Below are 17,306 nucleotides of genomic sequence, written 5' to 3' on the forward strand. Positions count from 1 at the left end.
CGGGGCATCACCGCCAACACCGAACACCTTCGCCTCACCGTGGAACAATCCATCGGCCTCGTCACCGCCCTGAACCCGCAACTGGGCTACGCCACAGCCACGGCCATCGCCCAGGAAGCCCTCGCCACCGGCAAGGGCGTCGCGGAACTAGTCCTCGAACACGGCCTGCTCACCGACGAGCAGCTCACCGAGCTCCTCAGCCCGCACCGCCTGGCCAACCTCACCCAATAGCCTCCGCAGACCGACGACCCCGCCCGACCAGGGAGCAAGGGGCACGCCGTCGTGCCCAAAATCCCGACCGACTACAGAGAAGACGGAACTCGATGACGAGGACCGTTCCAGCACCGGGCCACCAACCCGGCCTCTACCCAAGGACTGACTATGAAAAACAAATCAACGATGTGGATCCTGGCAGCGCTCCTGTTCGGAATCCTCTGCGGTCTGCTCTTCCACTGGCTGCTGCCGGTGGACACACGCGAATCCGTCGTGGCGGTCCTCGACACCGTGACGCACATGTTCCTGAACCTCATCAAAATGATCATTGCCCCGCTGATCTTCGCCACCCTCGTCTCCGGCATCGCAGGAGCAGCCAAATCCGCCGGGGTGGGCAAGCTCTTTGGCCGCTCAATGATCTGGTTCCTGACCGCCTCCGTCCTGGTGGGCGCGTTCGGCTTCATCACGGCCCATGTACTCAACGTCGGTGACGGGCTCCACCTGATGCCGGGAGGCGACGCGGGGATGGAAACGAAGCCCCTCGATTACCAGGCGTTCATCACCCACATCATCCCCACGAGCGTCTTCGCCGCACTGACCGAAAACAACCCCCTTCAGATCCTCGTATTCGGCGCCCTCTTCGGCATCGCCCTGCTGAACCTCCGGAAGAAGGGCCGCTCCTCCATAGCCGATGCCATCGACGAACTGATGGGCGTCATGCTGAAGGTCACCGGGTATGTGATGCTGGCGGCACCCGTCGGCGTTTTCGCCGGCATCGCAGCGGCCTTCACCTCCCAAGGTCTCGATGCGTTTGCCACCTACGCGTCCTTCATCGGCGGGTTCTATGTGTCTCTCTCGGCCCTGTGGGTCATCATGGTCGGCGTCGCCGTCGCCTTCCTCGGACGGGCCGCCTTCCGACTGGTACGGATAGTGCGCGAACCCATGGTCATCGCGTTCGCCACCTCCAGCAGTGAAGCCGCCCTGCCCAAGCTCATTGAAGGCCTGACCAAGTTCGGCATCGAGAAGCGCACCACCGGTTTCGTGCTGCCCCTGGGTTACTCGTTCAACGTGGACGGTTCCATGATGTACATGACCTTCGCGTCGGTCTTCCTGATCAACGCCTACGGCATCGACATGGACCTTGGCCAGCAGATCGCGATGACCGCAATGCTCCTGCTCAGCAGCAAGGGCATGGCCGGCGTTCCACGCGGGTCGCTCGTCGTGGTAGCCGCCGTGGTCCCTGCCTTCGGCATCCCGGCCGCCGGAATTGGTGTCCTGCTGGTGATCGACCAACTCCTTGACATGGGACGCACCGCCACCAACATCCTGGGAAATGCCATCGCCACCGCGGTCATCGGCCGGAACCACGACAAGTCCACGTCCCTCCTCGAAGCGTCACGCCCGGAAGCCTCCCAGGATGCGCAGGTCACTGAAGACAGCAGGGAGTTTGAGCGTGTTCCGATGCACTGACCGGATCCCGCTCGGCCAAATTTTCAAACCTGCGAACCTACCCTCACACCGGATGAAAGGCCATGGCCAATGACCGCTCACTTTGACCTCCAGAGCCCGATGGACGTGCACCGCATTCAGCGGACGAAAAGAGCGAGAAACACTCCGATCAGATCAAAAATCATCGACTACCTGGCAAGCCATGGGGCAAGCAAAGTAGCTGACATCAGCGACGGCATCGCGTCCTCGCGCGGCGCAGTCAGATATCATCTGGCAGCGCTGGAGAGCGCTTCGATCGTCCGTTCCAACATTTCCCCCGGTGCCAGGAGTCGTTTCACGCCCTTCTACGGTCTCGCCCCTGGAAAGACGGAGCCCGCCTCCTAGCCGGACAGCGCTGACTGCAACTCTTGCGGACGACGGCGGGACCTCCCGCCGTCGTCCGCCGTGTCCTTACGGCCGGAATCTCATGTCCTCGCCCCCAACCAACCTCGCAGTTTGGGCGGGCGCCACGTCCTGGGCGAACACCCGGACGCCCCCGGCGAAGACTGGCACCTTCCCAACGACCCGAAACCCGCAGCACCAAGAACTGGTTGACGCTATATACCGCCAAGCCGGACAGCAGCACACCAAGCTTCGCTCCGTCCCGGCACTGCTCCTGCTCGCCATGGCACTCACCAACCCCGTCGTGTGTGAACTCCTCCAAATGAGCGCGCTGCTCTGGGGCTTTCCCTTGATGTTTCGGCCGCCGGGGTAGGGACGAGCTGAAGGGATTGTGCCCGGTGCAATACCGGGCGCAATCCCTTCAGTTCCAGCTCCTTGGGGAGCCCGTCAGGCGGCGGGTGGGGTCACTTCTTTTCAGCCAGGAACATTGCCTTTTCAAGCGGTGTCACGGTGAGTGATTTGAGTTGGGCGGTACCGCCTTCTGCAAAGAGGGCCATCTTGTCGGCTCCGGCGTTGGGGAATACCTGGTCGGTGATGGTCCGCAGACCGTCCTGGGCGAAGACCTCTACTGAGGAGCGGTCGAGGTAGACCCGAAGGGTGACGTAGCCCTTCTTGTCCAGGGTGACGGGGGCGTCCTCTATGGAAGCGAAGGACGGGTGGAACGCGGTGTTGCCGGAGTTAGTGCGGTCAACGAAGAGCTTCCCGGTCGTGGCGTCGTAGCCGATGACGGTGGATGCGGCTCCATCGCCCAGCACGGTGATGCCGGATTTCTTGGCCGTGCCCGGCGCGAAGGTGATGTCGACTCGTTGGACCTGGCCGGAGGCGGCCGCGGGCAGCGGGGTTGTTCCCTCCTCGATCGGGATGCCCTTCGTCGTTGAGTAGCTTGGCTCTTGGGCCAGCTTGTCGACCTGCTTGACGGCGCTTTGGGTGAGCCGGGGCCCTTCCGGGGTCTGGGTCAATTTCACTTCGCGCGGCAGGGCCATGGCGCTGCGCCAGGGGCTGGTGGGGATGTCATTGGCGTAGTCCCAGTTGTTCATCCAGCCGAGCATGACCCGCTTGTTATCGGGCATGTTGCCGAAGGACACGGAGGCGTAGTAGTCGCGTCCGTAGTCCAGCCAGTCATAGGTCTCCAGGGCCGACTGTGCCGGTTTCGAGGAGAGCATGAAGTCGTCCGCGAGAATGTGGCCCCAACCGAATCGGTTATTGTCGACCACTTTGATATGTGCTTGTTGGCCAACGAATTCTTTGACATTCCATGATGCCCAGTCGAGCTTTTCACTGTCGTTTCCGGTGGCCGTGCGGACCACTTGTCCGTTGACCACGAGGTTTACCGATTCCTCGTCAGACCGGGGAACGGCCGGGCCGTCAGTCAGCATGACGTGGTCAAGGGTCAGGTGTCCCCACCCGCCGGTGGCCTGGTCAACTACACGCAACTGTGCATTCTGTCCCGCGAACTCGGCGACATCCCAGCCTTTCCAGTTCAGGATTCCGGAATTGTCTCCTGCGAGGGAGCGGACCATCTTGCCGTTGACGAGCAACTGGGCGGCCAGGATCTGTCCGGAGTCCGCGGAGCGGTTGCCGCCGCCGACCAGCATGCTCATGAAATTCTTGGTGATGGGGAATTCCGGTGATGTCAGGGTGCCCTGCCGGTCATCGCCCGGTGCGGTGCCGGTCTCGAAGGTGTTGATCCGTTTGGCCCCGAGGAAGAAGTCCCCGCCGCTGGTGGAGGGCTGGAAGTTGGGGGTGAGGTCGCCGGTCCCGGTCCAGCCGGTGTCGGCCAGCGATGTCCCGGCGGGAACCTCGAAGCCGTCAAACTTGAGCTCCCCTTCGGGCGGGGTGTTGTCCAGCTTGTCGGAGACGCGGGGGTGCTTGCCACCGCCCACGAGGAAGTTCAGGTAGTCGTCGGTCACGGTGAAGTTAGGTGACTGCATGGACCCGAGCGGCCAGTCGCCGTCGTTGAAGGAGTTGATCAGGCCACTGCCGTCAAAGCCGGTCACGGGGCTCTGGCCGGGAAGGGCTCCGTTTGCCGGAGTGCTGCCGAATGGGCCGTTCTTCCAGTTTCCTGGCTCGTTGTTGACGGTCCAGCCGTTGTAAGTTCCGTCGTTGAATCCGGCCAGGACCGTCCCGGGAGGGGGCGTGGCCACGGGTTTGGTGGTTTCGGAGGTGAAGGTGGTGCCGTCGAAGTTGCCCACGAAGTACTGGCCAGCGGAGCCGCCGGCCACGCCGCCGGGGTTGATGTTGACGACCATGACCCATCTAACGTTCTTCGGGTCGCCGTCCACGGCGAGGGGAAACAGGTCGGGGCATTCCCACTGCCCGCCGGTGGCATTGGCTGGTCCGAATTCACTCAGGGCGGTCCAGTCCTTGAGATTGGCGGACTTGTAGAGGACGACCTTGTGATCCTGGGCTTCGACCGCGGTCATGAGCCAGTAGCCTCCGCCGCCGGGTTTGTTGTACCAGGAGACCTTAGGGTCACGGAAGTTGGCGGAGTTTCGGTTCAGTACAGGATTGCCGGAGTACTTGGTCCAGGTCTGGCCGTCATCGAGGCTGTAGGCCAGGGACTGCGCCTGCAGGCCGCGGTGGGGCGAGGCGTCCTTGTAGGCGCTGGTGAAGATCGCGATCAGCGGTGGGTTCTCTTTCGTACCGAAACCGGTCGTGTTGTCCTTGTCCACGACGACGCTGCCGGAGAAGATGTCCTGCTCTGCATCGGTGGAGATCGCCAGCGGCTGCTCCTGCCAGTGAACAAGGTCCTTCGATGTGGCGTGGCCCCAGGACATGTTCCCCCAGGTGTTACCGGAGGGGTTGTGCTGGTAGTACATGTGGTAGACGCCCTTGTAGAAGACGAGCCCGTTGGGGTCATTCATCCAGTTCTTTGCCGGCGTGTAGTGAATGGCCGGTCGGTAGGGTTCGTCCCCGGGGTCTGTCGCGGCCGACGCCGGCAGGGAACCTGCCAGTGCCGCGGCCAGCGTCAGTCCCGCGAGCGTCAGTGCAGAAACGGCATGCGTCCTGCGGGTGGTCGTGTTCTTCATTCGTTTGATTCGCCCTTCGTTGCGCGCGTCGTCGGTAGACAACGTTGTCAGTGCGAAGGACACTAAGTGATGTCCGTCAGACAAGTCAACGGTTTTGGCGGCGCGGGAATGAGGCCGCCCGCCGCGCGGCTGAGCCGGGCGAAGCGATGCGCGGGCAGCAGAAAATTCCCTCCCAGCGGCAGGGCTGGAAGGGTTATTTCCGGTAGGCGGCCCCGTTCAGCCCTCTCCGTGGGTCCTGGACGCAGCAGCTCCCGCCGACCGTGGATCGGCTGGATTTGGCTGAGGGCTATTCCAGCGGCAGAAGCCAGGTCAGTTCCGAGGCGTCGCCTTCGATATGGCGGGCCAGTTCCTCGTTGAATCTGGCGCCGTAATCGGCGCCGATGTGTTCCTGGAACGCGGCTTCATCGCGGTAGACCTCGAAGACAAAATACTCCCGGGGGTTCTCTTCCCTGGTATAGGGAAGGAACAGTTCGTTGCCCGGTTCCTGGCGGACGTGCCGGGTCAGTTCAAGCATCATCTCCGCGACACGTGCTTCGCTGCCGGGCTTGACGGTGAATTCGGCGTACAGGGTTTTGGTCATCATGATCCCATTCAGGTCAATGTGTTTGGCAGATTGTTCATGAAGGTCCCCGGTGTCAGGCCGGAGGGCGGAGTTCCCCGGAGCCTCTTTGTATCAGCTCAGACGGGACAACATAGGTATGCGGGGGCTGCTCGTCGCCATCGATCCTGGCCAGGAGCCGCTCTGCTGCCAGCTTCCCGATTCGCTCGGGGTGCTGGGCGATGACTGTCACGCCGGGATCCATCATGTCGGCAAGCGTGAAGTCATCGAACCCGATTAAGGCCACGCGTTTGCTCAGCCCGAGCTCTCTCAGAGCGCGCATGGCGCCGAAAGTGATGAGGTTCTGGCTGGAGAAGATCGCCGTCGGTGGTTCGGCAGCGGTGAGAAGTTCCAACACGGCCAATCTGGCCGATTCCTCATCGTGCAGGTTTTCACGGACGGGAATCGTGGAAGTGGGAATTCCCTGCCGGCCGATCTCCTCAATGAACCCCCGCCGGCGTTCCCGGGCGGTCTGGATGTCGGTGCGGTCCCCCAGATAGGCGAGCCTGGTGTGGCCGCGGCTGATCAGGTGAGCAGCTGCCCTCGCGGAGCCTGCGGCGTTGTCGGTCACGACGGCATCTGCTTCCACTCCTACCGGTTCACGGTCAATGAAGACCAAAGGCAGGTCACGGGAATGCTCCGGGATCACATACGCCTGGCTCCTGGCGATGGGCGTGAGGATGAGCCCGTCGACACGCCGCCCAAGAAATGCCGCCACGATGTCCTGCTCCCGCTGGGGGTCATCATCCAGGCTCGCCGCAAAGACCGCGATTCCCCTGGCCCCAAGAGCATCTTCTATGGCCCGGTTGATCTCGCCGCTGAACGGGTTGGAAACACTCGGCAGCAACAGCCCGACCGAGAGCGTCCTTCTGCCCGCGCGGCGCAGGCTGCCGGCGGCCATGTCCAGCTGGTAGTTGAGTTGCCGTGAAGCGCTGAGCACCTTTTCCCGGGTGGCGTCCGACACGCCAGGTTCGTCGTTGATCACGCGGGAGACGGTCTTTATTCCGACGCCGGCAAGGGCAGCCACGTGGCGCATTGTCGGACGACTGGCGGAAATGGTCGGCTGGCTACGATCGGACATCGTTGTCAAATATATCGCTCCTTCTAAGTTGCATCTATTGACTCTCTGGTGTGATGCTGATTACATCGTACATGACATCGTTGTCGAGGCCAGTGAGGGCCTCAAACACCAGGAGATTCAATGTTGAGTTCCAAAGCACCCCGTTCAACGGCCACCCGCCTGTTCGCTGCAGGAGCAGTGCTGACTCTGGGAGCGCTCAGTCTTTCTGCCTGTGGTGGCAGTTCCCCGTCCACCTCATCAACCGGTAGCTCGTCAGGGGACAAGGTCGGTGTCTCCCTGATCGTGAAGACGACGACCAACCCGTTCTTCGTCGCCATGGAGGACGGGGCGAAGAAGGCGGCCGAGGCCGGCGGCGTGGACCTCAAGCTCGCTGCGGGCAAGGCTGACGGCGACGAGGACACCCAGATCCAGGCCATTGAGAACGCGATCTCCAAGGGTGACAAGGGCATCCTGATCACCCCCAACGGCCCCTCCGTAGTGGACGCCCTGAAAAAGGCCAAGGACGCCGGGCTCTTCGTCATCGCTCTGGACACCCCGCCGGATCCCGCCGACGCAGCCGACATCACGTTCGCCACTGACAACTTCGCCGCCGGGGAGCTGATCGGCAAATGGACCGCAGCTCAGCTGGACGGGAAAAAAGCGACGATTGCCCTCGTCGATCTCTTTGATGACAAGGTCGTCTCGGTTGACTACAACCGGGACCAGGGCTTCCTGACCGGCCTCGGTATCGACACCGCGGATAAAAAGAAGAACGGCGACGAAGCCAAGACCGGCAAGTACACCGGCGGCAAGGGCGGCGACTACGAGATCGTCGGTAGCCAGGCCTCGCAGGGCGCCGAAGACGGCGGACGCACCGCCATGGAAACCCTCCTGGCCAAGAACCCGAACATCAACGTCGTCTACACCATCAACGAACCTGCGGCAGCGGGTGCCTTCGAGGCACTGAAGGCCGCCGGCAAGGAAAAGGACGTGCTGGTCGTCTCGGTGGACGGCGGTTGCACCGGCGTGAACAACGTCAAGTCCGGCGTCATCGGCGCCACGGCCCAGCAGTACCCGGTCAAGATGGCCGAACTGGGCGTCAAGGCCATCGTTGACCTCGCCAAGACCGGCCAGAAGCCGGCCAACTCACCGGGGCTGGACTTCTACAACACCGGCGTCGAGCTCGTCACAGACAAGCCGGCCGACGGCGTCAAGAGCATCACCACCACCCAAGCCTCCGACATCTGCTGGGGAAAGTAACCCACCCAGCTTCACTGCGGGGCGGGGACCCGGCGCCCGCTATCGGCCTCCCCGCCCCGCATCTCCCGAGCTAGGGCCTCCCCTAGCAACCATCACGGAAGATCAGGACCAATCGTGACCCAGCAACAGACCGCCGGCCCGCCCAGCGCCGGGCATGCCGACCTGGCGGAGGAATTCCTTGACCGCCAGACACCGCTCAGCCGGATACGCAATACCCTCCACCGCTACCCCGCCCTCAGTCCCGCCCTCGTACTTCTCATCGCGGTGGTGGTGTTCGGCCTCCTCAATGACAGGTTCCTGCGGGTTGAAAACCTCTCGCTGATTACCCAGCAGGTCTCCGTCGTCGGCACCCTGGCCATCGCCCAGACCCTCATCATCCTCACCGCTGGCATCGACCTCTCCGTCGGCGCCGTCATGATCCTCTCCTCCATGGTCATGGCCCAGCTCGCCGTCAACAACGGACTGCCCGCACCTGTTGCCCTGCTCGCAGGCCTGGTCGTAGGACTTGCCGCCGGAGCACTCAACGGATTCCTGGTCACCAGGTTCCGGCTCCCGCCGTTCATCGTCACCCTCGGCACGCTGAACATCTTCATCGCCCTGACACTGCTCTACTCCAACGGAGCGACCGTTCGCGGCTCGGCCATGCCTCCCCTGCTGACCTGGACCGGCACCACCTTCCCGCTCGGCCCCGTGCGGATCTCCACCGGCGTCGTCATGATGCTCCTGCTCTATGTCGCGGTCGCCTTCATCCTGGGCAAGACGGCCTGGGGCCGGCATGTCTACGCCGTGGGCGATGACAAGGAAGCCGCCCGCCTGGCTGGCATCCCCGTCAACCGGGTTCTCATGAGCGTCTACCTCGCCGCCGGCGCCGTCCTGGCCGCCGGCGCCTGGATCCAGATCGGGCGCACCAACGCCGCCAGCCCCAACGCCGGCGTAGACCTGAACCTGGACTCCATCACCGCCGTCGTGATCGGCGGAACCAGCCTCTTCGGCGGCCGCGGCTCCATCTGGGGTTCACTGCTTGGAGCGCTGATCGTGGGTGTCTTCCGCAACGGCCTCTCGCTCGCCGGGCTGGACGTGCTGTACCAGACGCTCGCCGTGGGCGTCCTGATCATTGTTGCTGTGTCCGTCGATCAGTGGATCCGAAAGGTCAAGTCATGACCACGACAGAATTTGAAGCCCCCCACGTCGCCACGCGCGAGCCCATCCTGCAGGCCCGGAACCTCGTCAAGACTTTCGGCCGTGTCGTGGGACTGGACGGGGTCAGTCTCGACCTCTACCCGGGCGAAGTCCTCGCGATCATCGGCGACAACGGCGCAGGCAAGTCAACCCTGATCAAATGCCTCACCGGAGCAGAAGTCCCAGACTCCGGCGAGCTCTTCATGTCAGGACAGCCCGTGCACTTCAAGCGGCCGCAGGACGCCAGGGTCCACGGCATCGAAACCGTGTACCAGAACCTCGCTGTCTCACCGGCCCTCGACGTCGCCTCGAACTTGTTCCTGGGTCGGGAGGAAAGGCGTGCGGGACTCCTCGGGAGCGTGTTCCGGATGCTTGACACCAAAGGTATGCGCACCAAGGCCAAGGAAGAGCTGACCCGGTTGGGCATCTCCACCCTGCAGGACGTGACAGTGCCGGTGGAGAACCTCTCGGGCGGCCAGCGCCAGGCTGTCGCCGTGGCCCGCGCCGCAGCGTTCGGTTCAAAGGTCGTTGTGCTGGATGAACCGACGGCGGCACTTGGCGTCCGGGAATCGAACCAGGTCCTCCAGCTGGTCCGGGACCTTCGCGACCGAGGCCTGCCGGTCATCTTGATCAGCCACAACATGCCCCACGTCTTTGACGTAGCGGACAGGATCCACATCCAGCGCCTGGGCAAGTGCGCTGCCACCATCACTCCGCAATCACACACAATGACCGACGCAGTGGCGATCATGACCGGCGCAGCCACCGCCTGATGGCCGGCTAGTAACCTCCCGCTCTACCGGAGCTCCCTTCTCCGTCCGCGGACCTCCCCCAGGTCCGCGGACGGATCCATACCGGGAGTTCCCATCATCACCATCCCACGAGAGACAGACCATGGATTACCTCACAACAGCCCGGAACGACGCTCACCAGACGCTCGACGTCATGGTCATAGGCGAAGCGCTGATCGACGTGGTCACCACGTCGCACGACACGGTGGAGCACCCCGGCGGCTCACCGGCCAACGTCGCTTACGGACTTGGCCGCCTCGCCGTCACCACAGGTCTGCTCACGGCCATCGCCCCGGACGCGCGTGGGATTTCCATCGAAAACCACCTCAGCAGTGCAGGCGTCATACTTCTGCCCGGATCAAAATCCCTCACCAAAACGGCATCGGCCACAGCAACCCTTGGACCCGACGGCTCCGCTAAGTACGACTTCGACATCTCCTGGGACCTTGCCCCGACAGCCCCCGCCTACTTCCCAAAAATCCTGCACACCGGATCCATCGCCACTTTCCTTAATCCCGGTGCCGGCGCCGTGAAATCCCTGCTCGAACAAGCCCGCACACACTGCATGATCACCTATGACCCGAATATCCGTCCAGCCCTGCTCGGCAGCCACAGGGAAGCTTTGGCCACCTTCGAAGAGCTCGTGCCCCTAACCGACGTCGTCAAACTCAGCGACGAAGATGCCTACTGGCTGTACCCCCAAAAAAGCCTGGACGAAACCGCAGCACACATCCTCGGTCTGGGCGCCGGACTTACCGTCATCACCAAAGGCGCCGACGGCTCACAATTCACCACCCCCGCCGCTAACATCAGCATTCCCGCCGTGAAGTCCAAAGTTGCCGACACCATCGGCGCCGGGGACTCCTACATGTCCGCCCTGATCCTGGGTTTTCTCACCCGAGGAACCGAAGGTTTCGCCCCAGCTGTCTTGGAGCAGCTTGGACACACCGCAGCTGCAGCCGCGGCCATCACCGTGCAGCGCCCGGGAGCAAACCCCCCGACCCTGGAAGAACTCAACATCGCAATCGAAGCCCATTCCGGTGCCCAATACGGGGGTTCCTGAACCACCTAATCAAATGACGGTTGTCCCGGATACCGCTCCTTCAGCGCCGCCCTCGCCCGCCTCCCAGACCGGAAAATCCTCTACTGACGCCGGGATTCCGGATTCGCTTATGCCCCGCCGGCCAAACTGTTCCGCTTAGGCAGCTCAACCGAAACGCAAAGACGGATACTTCGTGTGTGGCAGTCCGACCAGGTCAGCTCCCCCGAGGCCCTAGGCAGACACCCGGTCGGCACCGGAACGAATCAAAAAGCACAGGACGTCCGACGCCGGATATCTCCGAAGACGGCGACCGGCGCCCTCGCCTCCGACCACTCACGCCCGGCCGCTCATCGCCCTCGATGCCACTGTCTGACGACACGCCAGAGAAATAGAGACGAGCCGGGGTGGTGGTAGAGCACGCTCTGGCAGTCATGTCGAAAACCGCGAATCCAGGGATGGATGAACACTGGACTCCCCCGGGAACATGCGAGGTCCGGCCCGATCCGACCCACATACGACTCGATCCGAAGGCGGAAGTGTGGACAATGTACACACACCGCAAGTTCGCCGTTTCAGAGCGTTCCGGCCACCAGCCACATCCCAGACCGCAGGGGGGCGTGGCCCTTCTTTGCGCGCCTCGGGAGCTGCGCAACTGCCCGTCAGACGTGTCCGCAAGCCGGTCCTGAAGCGCGACACGTTCCGTCCGCTCCCCCGCCGCGAGAACTTCCCTAGGTGTGAATCTGTGACTGTGGGCTGAGAATGGCGGATTAATACACAGTTGGGATGGCGGTTTCGGTGCTCCGTGGGGGGAAGCATCGGTGCTGCTGCACAGATCCCGTTACATCGTTACTCAATAGGGGACATCGCCACTCAGGTTAACTGCGTAGAGGCCAAGTTCGTGACGCGTCAGAAGTTCCTTGCGCCAGCAGCACCAACCGGTCGATATCCAGGTTTGTAACTTTCTGACAGCGCCGTCACGGCGGCAATATCCTGGGGGGTCGTTCGACAGCACCCGCCAACGAGCCGGGCACCAAGTTCACGCCAGATTGGCGTTCCCTCCGCAAGGCTTGCGGGCTGTTTACTATCGGGGCCCGACGGGCTCGCCGCGGCCGGCCCCCACGTTTTGGTGACTGCGTCATAGCTTTCGCCCGAATTCGGATATGCGATCAGGGGCGTATCAGTGGCTCTGCCCAGGGCCTTCAGCGATGGGGAGACCAGCTCCAGCGGCACGCAGTTCACGCCGATAGCCGCCACGAGCGGCTCCGCCGTCAAGAGCTTTGCCGCCTGAGCCAGCGGCGTACCGTCGCTGATGTGGCCGCCATCCCGTAGCGTGAAGGAGAGCCAGGCTTCGACGTCGAACTCTTTCATGAGTGCCAACAGGGCCCCGGCCTCCGGCAATGAAGGCAGCGTCTCACAGGCAAGAAAGTCCGCTCCGGCCTCCACCAGCGCTGCGATTCGAGGCCGGTGGAACTCCAAAAACTCGTTTCGGCTGAGGACATAGTCGCCGCGGTATTCCGATCCATCGGCAAGGTACGCGCCGTAGGGCCCGACCGATCCTGCAACAAGCAGGGGGCCCGCATCCGGGTTTTCCGCCAGGTACTCGCGGCGTGCCTCGTCGGCCAGGCGCACACTCAATGCCACCCGTTCCAAGGCCGCTTCCTCGCCGATGCCGCGGCGCGCGAATCCCAGGGGTGTGGCTTGATAGCTAGCCGTGATGGCGACAGTGGCTCCGGCGCGGAAGTAATGGTGGTGTACGCGCTTGACCAGTTCCGGTTGCTCCAGAAGGACTTTAGCCGACCACAAAGGGTCTTCCAGATCGCAGCCGTGCGCTTCAAGCTCGGTGGCGAGTGCACCGTCCACGGTCAGGTTCGCTCCGGCGTCGAGCATGCGGGAAAGGATGGTACTGGGCATCGTTCAGGGCTCCAAGCATTTCGGTTTGTTCTTTCCTGCGGGGCAGTTGCGGCGCCTCGTGGCCCGGCAATGCAAGGTAGCACAACGTGGAGTGCCAAAAAGAGCAGTGCAGCCCGGGGCTTGCAGATGACGGTCAGCAGCCGCTTGCAGCAACCGGTGTTCCGCGGCTCAGTCACGCCCAAAGTCTGGCGGATGTGCCGAGTGAACGCGAACACCTCTCAAAATTGTGCGTAATAAGCATATATTCATGCTTGTAATGAACATCACTCTCTGCCAATATGGCATTCTGACACCTTTTGCGAACTGCCCAGGAAGAGGCTTCCCTTGAAAATTGCAATGAAATCAGTCCGCAAGCTGCGCGTGCATTGGCCTATAGCTTCGGAAACCTTCTCGCGGCTCGCCACGGGGGACGCAGAAGCGTTCAAAGATGAGGCCGGCATCGCGGCCCTGCTCCAGGCTTCGTCGGAATCCACCGACTTAGGGGATTTTGGCAACTACAGGCATGTATTTGAATCCGGCCTGGGTTTCGAGGGTTTCACCTGCACTGAAGGCGCTAACCCTACGTTGGGACAGGTGGGGCAGCGGACAATTTCGCCTACCTTTGTCTTCACGACGTATTTCGATGCGGCGCTCCCTGACGCCGCCGTGGAACGCTTCCTGCAGCACATCGTGGATATCCATCCCTGGGAGGTACCGGTCATCGAACTGACAGGCCCGGTCAGCGTCTCCAGCACAGCCCTTCCCGCACTCTTTGAGAGCGAGGCCGCATCATGATTGAAGCCACCACAGCTGGACTTTGGGACGGTCTGCAGGCGTTGCTTGCGGGCAGGTCATTCACCGACCTGACGCACGCCTTCCACCCCGGCCAGCCGCATTTCCCGGCCTTCCCCGACGAAATCAGGGAGGCGGTCTTCGACCTGGAGAAAGGCGACGGTTTCACCGCTCACCGGTATTCGATCATCGGCCAATGGGGTACGCACGTTGACCCTCCCTCGCATTTCATCCGCGGGGGACGGACCTTGGACCAGATTCCTGTGGAGGACATGGTCCTCCCACTGGTCATCCTCGACATCACCGCCCGGGTCACCGTAAATGCGGACGCCACTCCCACGATGGAGGACATTCAGGCATGGGAGCGCCGCAATGGTGCCATCGCACCGGGGTCCTTTGTGGCGTTGCGGACAGGGTGGAGCCATCGTTGGCCCGACGCCGACGCCATGGCAAACAGGGACGATGAGGGTGTCAGCCACACACCTGGCTGGTCGCAGGAAGTCCTCTCCTTCCTGATCGAGGAGCGGTCGGTAACTGCCGTCGGCCACGAGCAGACGGACACAGACCCGGGGCGGGCTACGTCCTGCCAGGATTTCACCTTGGAGACCTATGTCCTGGCGCGGAACCGGTGGCAGATCGAGCTGATGGCGAACCTGGACGGACTTCCAGAAGCCGGCGCGATCCTCATTGCAAGCTGGCCTAAGCCACTGCAAGGCAGCGGCTTTCCAGCCCGTGTCTTCGCCATCCACTAAGACACGTTCGTGCAGTGACTAGAATCGGATCCATGTCTAAGACGTCCAGCATGGGCCGGGGAATCATGGCTGTCCTCGCTGTGGGCTCCCGCAACGCAGAAGGCCTGTCTGGCGGAACGGTCGCTGATATAGCAGCCGATCTGGACAGGGACCGCAGCCAGGTTTCGCGCAGTCTCCGGACCGCCGAGCAGGAGGGGTTTCTGGCACGCGGAGACCATCGGTCCTACACAATGAACTGGTCGCTCCTGACAGACGCACAGCTGTTGACAGAGCAACGGCTGCAGACCGACGGCGTAACCGCCCTGGAAGGCTTGGCCGGTGAAACCAACGAAGGATGCTTCCTTGGAGTTATGAGCGGAAACAGTACTGTCACCATCGGTGAGCGTGTTCCGGCAAGTAGCAACATGGTCGGTTCGTGGCTGGGCCGGCCCTACCCGGCGTTTTGTAGCGATGCCGGCCAGGCCCTGCTGTGGGAAGCCTCGGACGCCGAGGTCCGAACCATTTTCTCCGGCGTGCCTTTCGTGCGCCATGGCCCCAATACACCGCTTGACGTCGAGGACTTCCTGTCACGACTGCGCGGGGCGCGGGCACGGGGGTACTCCATTGTCGACGAGGAAGCCGAACCAGGACTTTACTCGCTGGCCGTTCCGATTCGCGACTTCAAGGGCGATGTGGTGGCAGCGCTTCAGGTCGTCGGCGCCAAGACACGCTTGGAGCCGCGCCTGGAGCTATGCGCCACGGCTCTCGTGTCCTGGGGAAAGTGGCTTGAGTCAACGCTGGGTCACGCGGCGCCGCAGAACCGGCTCTAGCTGGCAAGGCCCTTCCGGACCGCGTTGTCCCGGGGACGGCCCTCAAAGGACCCCAGCCGCTCGGCTGCTGCCGTAAGGGCCCTTGCAATGCCATTGGTGCTGGGTATGATCTCGGCCCGGCTGCCGAGGACGCTGAGCGCGGCAAGAATCGATCCTTCAGCGTTGCGGACCGGAACGGCCAGTTCGTAGATTCCGTGCTCGAATTCTTCCTCCGCGACAATGAAGCCCCGCGCCCTGTCCCGGTCCATCAGTTCGGCGACTTCTTGCGGCGAATGGGCCGCCCCCGGACCGCCTACGCCGATAAAGTTGACATCCTGGAGAAGGACTTCCACGGCTGGCTGTTGGTCGTCCCACAGCAAGGCCCGTCCGGAGCCGGTACACCACACGGGCGTCACCATGCCGGGTTTCACGAAGCTGCCGGGTACCGCATCGTTACTGGAGGCCCGCAGGAGAACGACCCGGAAGCCATCACGAACGGAAACTCTGGATCTAAGGCCGAAAGAAGCCACTAAAGCCTCAAGTTCGGTTCTTGATTCGCGGACCCAGCCGGTATTCAGCGCTGCGGCCAGGCTGAAAAAACGTGGACCGGTTCGGAAGGGACCGCGATCGACGCGCTCCAGCAGTCCCAGCTCACACAATTCCTGCGTCAGCCGTGAGACGCGGCTTTGTTCCATATCCAGCTCGGATGCGAGCTGGGAAACGCCGAGAAGCCGCCTGCCCTGCTTCTCCCGGTCTGCGACCAGCCGAACTATTCGAAGTCCTTGGGCCATGGACGACGCTTCCGAGGAAGAATCCATGCTCCGTGCTCCTTCCGCCCGATGACTACGCCTATTCTCACATGTCTTCATTGTTGACCAGGACGCGGTTTCCTTGCGCCCACACAGTGTAGAGGTCAGCGAGTATCGCTGAATTCGCTGCTTCCAGTTCTGCGGGAGCGATTTCTGCCCGTCCCTGCCGCCCGAACAGCACGACTTCGTCTCCAGGGGAAACTCCCGCCACGTCGGTGACGTCGACAACCATGGAATTCATCGAAACGATGTCGACTATGGCAGCGCGTCGGCCGCGGACAAGTACGCTGCCTTGGCTGGCCAGTACCCGCCGGTAGCCATCTCCGTAACCCGCTGTCACTGAAGCCAGCCTGGAGCTGCGGTCCAAGGTGTGGGTGAGCCCGTAGCCGACCTTAGTGCCTGCTGCATAGCTATTAATGGACGCAATCCGGGCTTTGAAGGCCAAACACCGCTGGAAGTGCGCTGTTGCAGGTTCCGAATCGCCGTAGAGGACTGCCCCGGCACGGACCATGTCCAGCCACGAGCCGCGGACGTGCAGGGCGGCGTATGAATTGGCGCAGTGGAGCAGCACTTCCTCCCGGGGAGTTCGGGTCAATTGAAGCAGTGTCAACGCCTGGCTTTGGAACCGCAGAAGAGTCGTTTCGATATGGCCGTCGTCGTCCTTGGGAAAATGCGTCATGATCCCGGCCAGTTGAAGCCCCGGGTGGCTCACGATTCCTACCGCGGATGCCCGGCCAAGCGAGGATGAGACGTCGAGGCTGTGCCTGCTGATCCCGGAAGAGTTGATATCGAGGTGGATGCGGACCACCTTCCCAGCCACGGCAGCGATCTTGTGTATCTCCCACGCGCTCTGCGGGTCGGCGACAAGTTCCTCGATGTCGTGACGCAGGCCTGCTCTGATCTCCTGCGGCGCCGCGGCACGGACACGCAGGATCCGGCCCTCAAAACCGCAGCGGCGTGCAATGGCTGCCTCCTCGTTGCTTCCTACTCCGATGAATGGAACGCCCAGACGAACAAGGGACGGGAGTAAGAGGTCAGCTCCGTGCCCGTAGGCATGGGACTTAACCACTGCGCACAACAGTGCGCGGTCATCGATCATGGACAGGAGGGTCCGGACGTTTGATTCGAAAGCGGCGGCGTCAATCTCCAGCCAGCTGCCGGCGTCCTGGACCGAACTGCGCACGTGTTGCATCAGGCCTTGTGAGTTCATGGT

The 17,306-nt window shown here is 62.6% G+C and carries 15 protein-coding genes and 1 pseudogene; 10 read left to right on the top strand and 6 right to left on the bottom strand.

The features are described from left to right. The 3 genes and pseudogenes from aspA to AC1DNG_RS05245 all read left to right on the top strand — a co-directional run. Nucleotides 1–231, top strand: a pseudogene (gene aspA, locus AC1DNG_RS05235) (aspartate ammonia-lyase); the annotation flags it as partial. Between the two features lie 150 nt (nucleotides 232–381). Then, on the top strand, nucleotides 382–1,683 hold the full coding sequence (locus AC1DNG_RS05240; RefSeq protein ID WP_476886800.1) for a dicarboxylate/amino acid:cation symporter: 1,302 nt from the start codon (nucleotides 382–384) through the stop codon (nucleotides 1,681–1,683). A gap of 99 nt (nucleotides 1,684–1,782) precedes the next feature. Then, nucleotides 1,783–2,046: a winged helix-turn-helix domain-containing protein gene (locus AC1DNG_RS05245; protein ID WP_476858254.1), complete on the top strand. Its 264-nt coding sequence runs from the start codon at nucleotides 1,783–1,785 to the stop codon at nucleotides 2,044–2,046. 461 nt (nucleotides 2,047–2,507) lie between these two features. Here the strand turns inward: AC1DNG_RS05245 and AC1DNG_RS05250 are convergent, their stop codons facing one another. From AC1DNG_RS05250 to AC1DNG_RS05260, 3 genes are all read right to left on the bottom strand, one after another. Beyond that, entirely contained in the window at nucleotides 2,508–5,132 is a 2,625-nt protein-coding gene (locus AC1DNG_RS05250) for a GH32 C-terminal domain-containing protein (protein WP_476886801.1), read from the bottom strand. A 286-nt stretch (nucleotides 5,133–5,418) separates the two neighbouring features. Beyond that, on the bottom strand, nucleotides 5,419–5,712 hold the full coding sequence (locus tag AC1DNG_RS05255; protein ID WP_476870035.1) for a putative quinol monooxygenase: 294 nt from the start codon (nucleotides 5,710–5,712) through the stop codon (nucleotides 5,419–5,421). 55 nt (nucleotides 5,713–5,767) lie between these two features. Then, complete coding sequence (locus AC1DNG_RS05260) at nucleotides 5,768–6,766, bottom strand: LacI family DNA-binding transcriptional regulator (protein ID WP_476886957.1); 999 nt, start codon at nucleotides 6,764–6,766, stop codon at nucleotides 5,768–5,770. A gap of 165 nt (nucleotides 6,767–6,931) precedes the next feature. Here AC1DNG_RS05260 and AC1DNG_RS05265 point away from each other — a divergent pair, with 165 nt between their 5' ends. The 4 genes from AC1DNG_RS05265 (at nucleotide 6,932) to AC1DNG_RS05280 (ending at nucleotide 11,083) form a co-directional block, all read left to right on the top strand. After that, nucleotides 6,932–8,050, top strand: coding sequence for a substrate-binding domain-containing protein (locus AC1DNG_RS05265; RefSeq protein ID WP_223917292.1), 1,119 nt, complete (start codon nucleotides 6,932–6,934; stop codon nucleotides 8,048–8,050). Between the two features lie 114 nt (nucleotides 8,051–8,164). After that, a complete protein-coding gene (locus AC1DNG_RS05270) occupies nucleotides 8,165–9,211 on the top strand; it encodes an ABC transporter permease (RefSeq protein WP_476850804.1) in 1,047 nt (348 codons plus the stop codon). After that, nucleotides 9,208–10,002 (top strand): ATP-binding cassette domain-containing protein, encoded by a 795-nt coding sequence (locus AC1DNG_RS05275; RefSeq protein ID WP_476886802.1) that lies wholly within the window; start codon nucleotides 9,208–9,210, stop codon nucleotides 10,000–10,002. Before AC1DNG_RS05270 ends, AC1DNG_RS05275 begins: the two co-directional genes overlap by 4 nt. A 121-nt stretch (nucleotides 10,003–10,123) precedes the next feature. Next, complete coding sequence (locus tag AC1DNG_RS05280) at nucleotides 10,124–11,083, top strand: carbohydrate kinase family protein (protein ID WP_476850805.1); 960 nt, start codon at nucleotides 10,124–10,126, stop codon at nucleotides 11,081–11,083. Between the two features lie 885 nt (nucleotides 11,084–11,968). Here the strand turns inward: AC1DNG_RS05280 and mmuM are convergent. Then, complete coding sequence (gene mmuM / locus AC1DNG_RS05285; RefSeq protein WP_476886803.1) at nucleotides 11,969–12,973, bottom strand: homocysteine S-methyltransferase; 1,005 nt, start codon at nucleotides 12,971–12,973, stop codon at nucleotides 11,969–11,971. Between the two features lie 324 nt (nucleotides 12,974–13,297). On the opposite strand from mmuM, the gene AC1DNG_RS05290 reads away from it, so the two are divergent. Genes AC1DNG_RS05290 through AC1DNG_RS05300 form a run of 3 tightly spaced genes read left to right on the top strand, consistent with a single transcriptional unit; the run spans nucleotide 13,298 to nucleotide 15,305 of the window. After that, the gene (locus AC1DNG_RS05290; RefSeq protein ID WP_476858242.1) at nucleotides 13,298–13,747 is read left to right on the top strand and encodes a hypothetical protein; all 450 of its coding nucleotides are present in this window, start codon (nucleotides 13,298–13,300) and stop codon (nucleotides 13,745–13,747) included. Beyond that, nucleotides 13,744–14,496 carry a cyclase family protein gene (locus AC1DNG_RS05295; RefSeq protein WP_476860510.1) on the top strand — a complete coding sequence of 251 codons (753 nt, stop codon included), beginning with the start codon at nucleotides 13,744–13,746 and terminating at the stop codon, nucleotides 14,494–14,496. The genes AC1DNG_RS05290 and AC1DNG_RS05295 overlap by 4 nt, the downstream gene beginning before the upstream one ends. Before the next feature lie 32 nt (nucleotides 14,497–14,528). Then, on the top strand, nucleotides 14,529–15,305 hold the full coding sequence (locus AC1DNG_RS05300) for an IclR family transcriptional regulator (RefSeq protein WP_476886804.1): 777 nt from the start codon (nucleotides 14,529–14,531) through the stop codon (nucleotides 15,303–15,305). Here AC1DNG_RS05300 and AC1DNG_RS05305 read toward each other — a convergent pair. After that, entirely contained in the window at nucleotides 15,302–16,102 is an 801-nt protein-coding gene (locus AC1DNG_RS05305) for an IclR family transcriptional regulator (protein WP_476886805.1), read from the bottom strand. The two genes, AC1DNG_RS05300 and AC1DNG_RS05305, sit on opposite strands and share 4 nt — an antisense overlap. Before the next feature lie 37 nt (nucleotides 16,103–16,139). Continuing rightward, nucleotides 16,140–17,303 (bottom strand): alanine racemase, encoded by a 1,164-nt coding sequence (gene alr / locus AC1DNG_RS05310; protein WP_476886806.1) that lies wholly within the window; start codon nucleotides 17,301–17,303, stop codon nucleotides 16,140–16,142. Nucleotides 17,304–17,306 lie beyond the last annotated feature (3 nt).

The organism is Arthrobacter sp. 01T425, assembly GCF_056398725.1.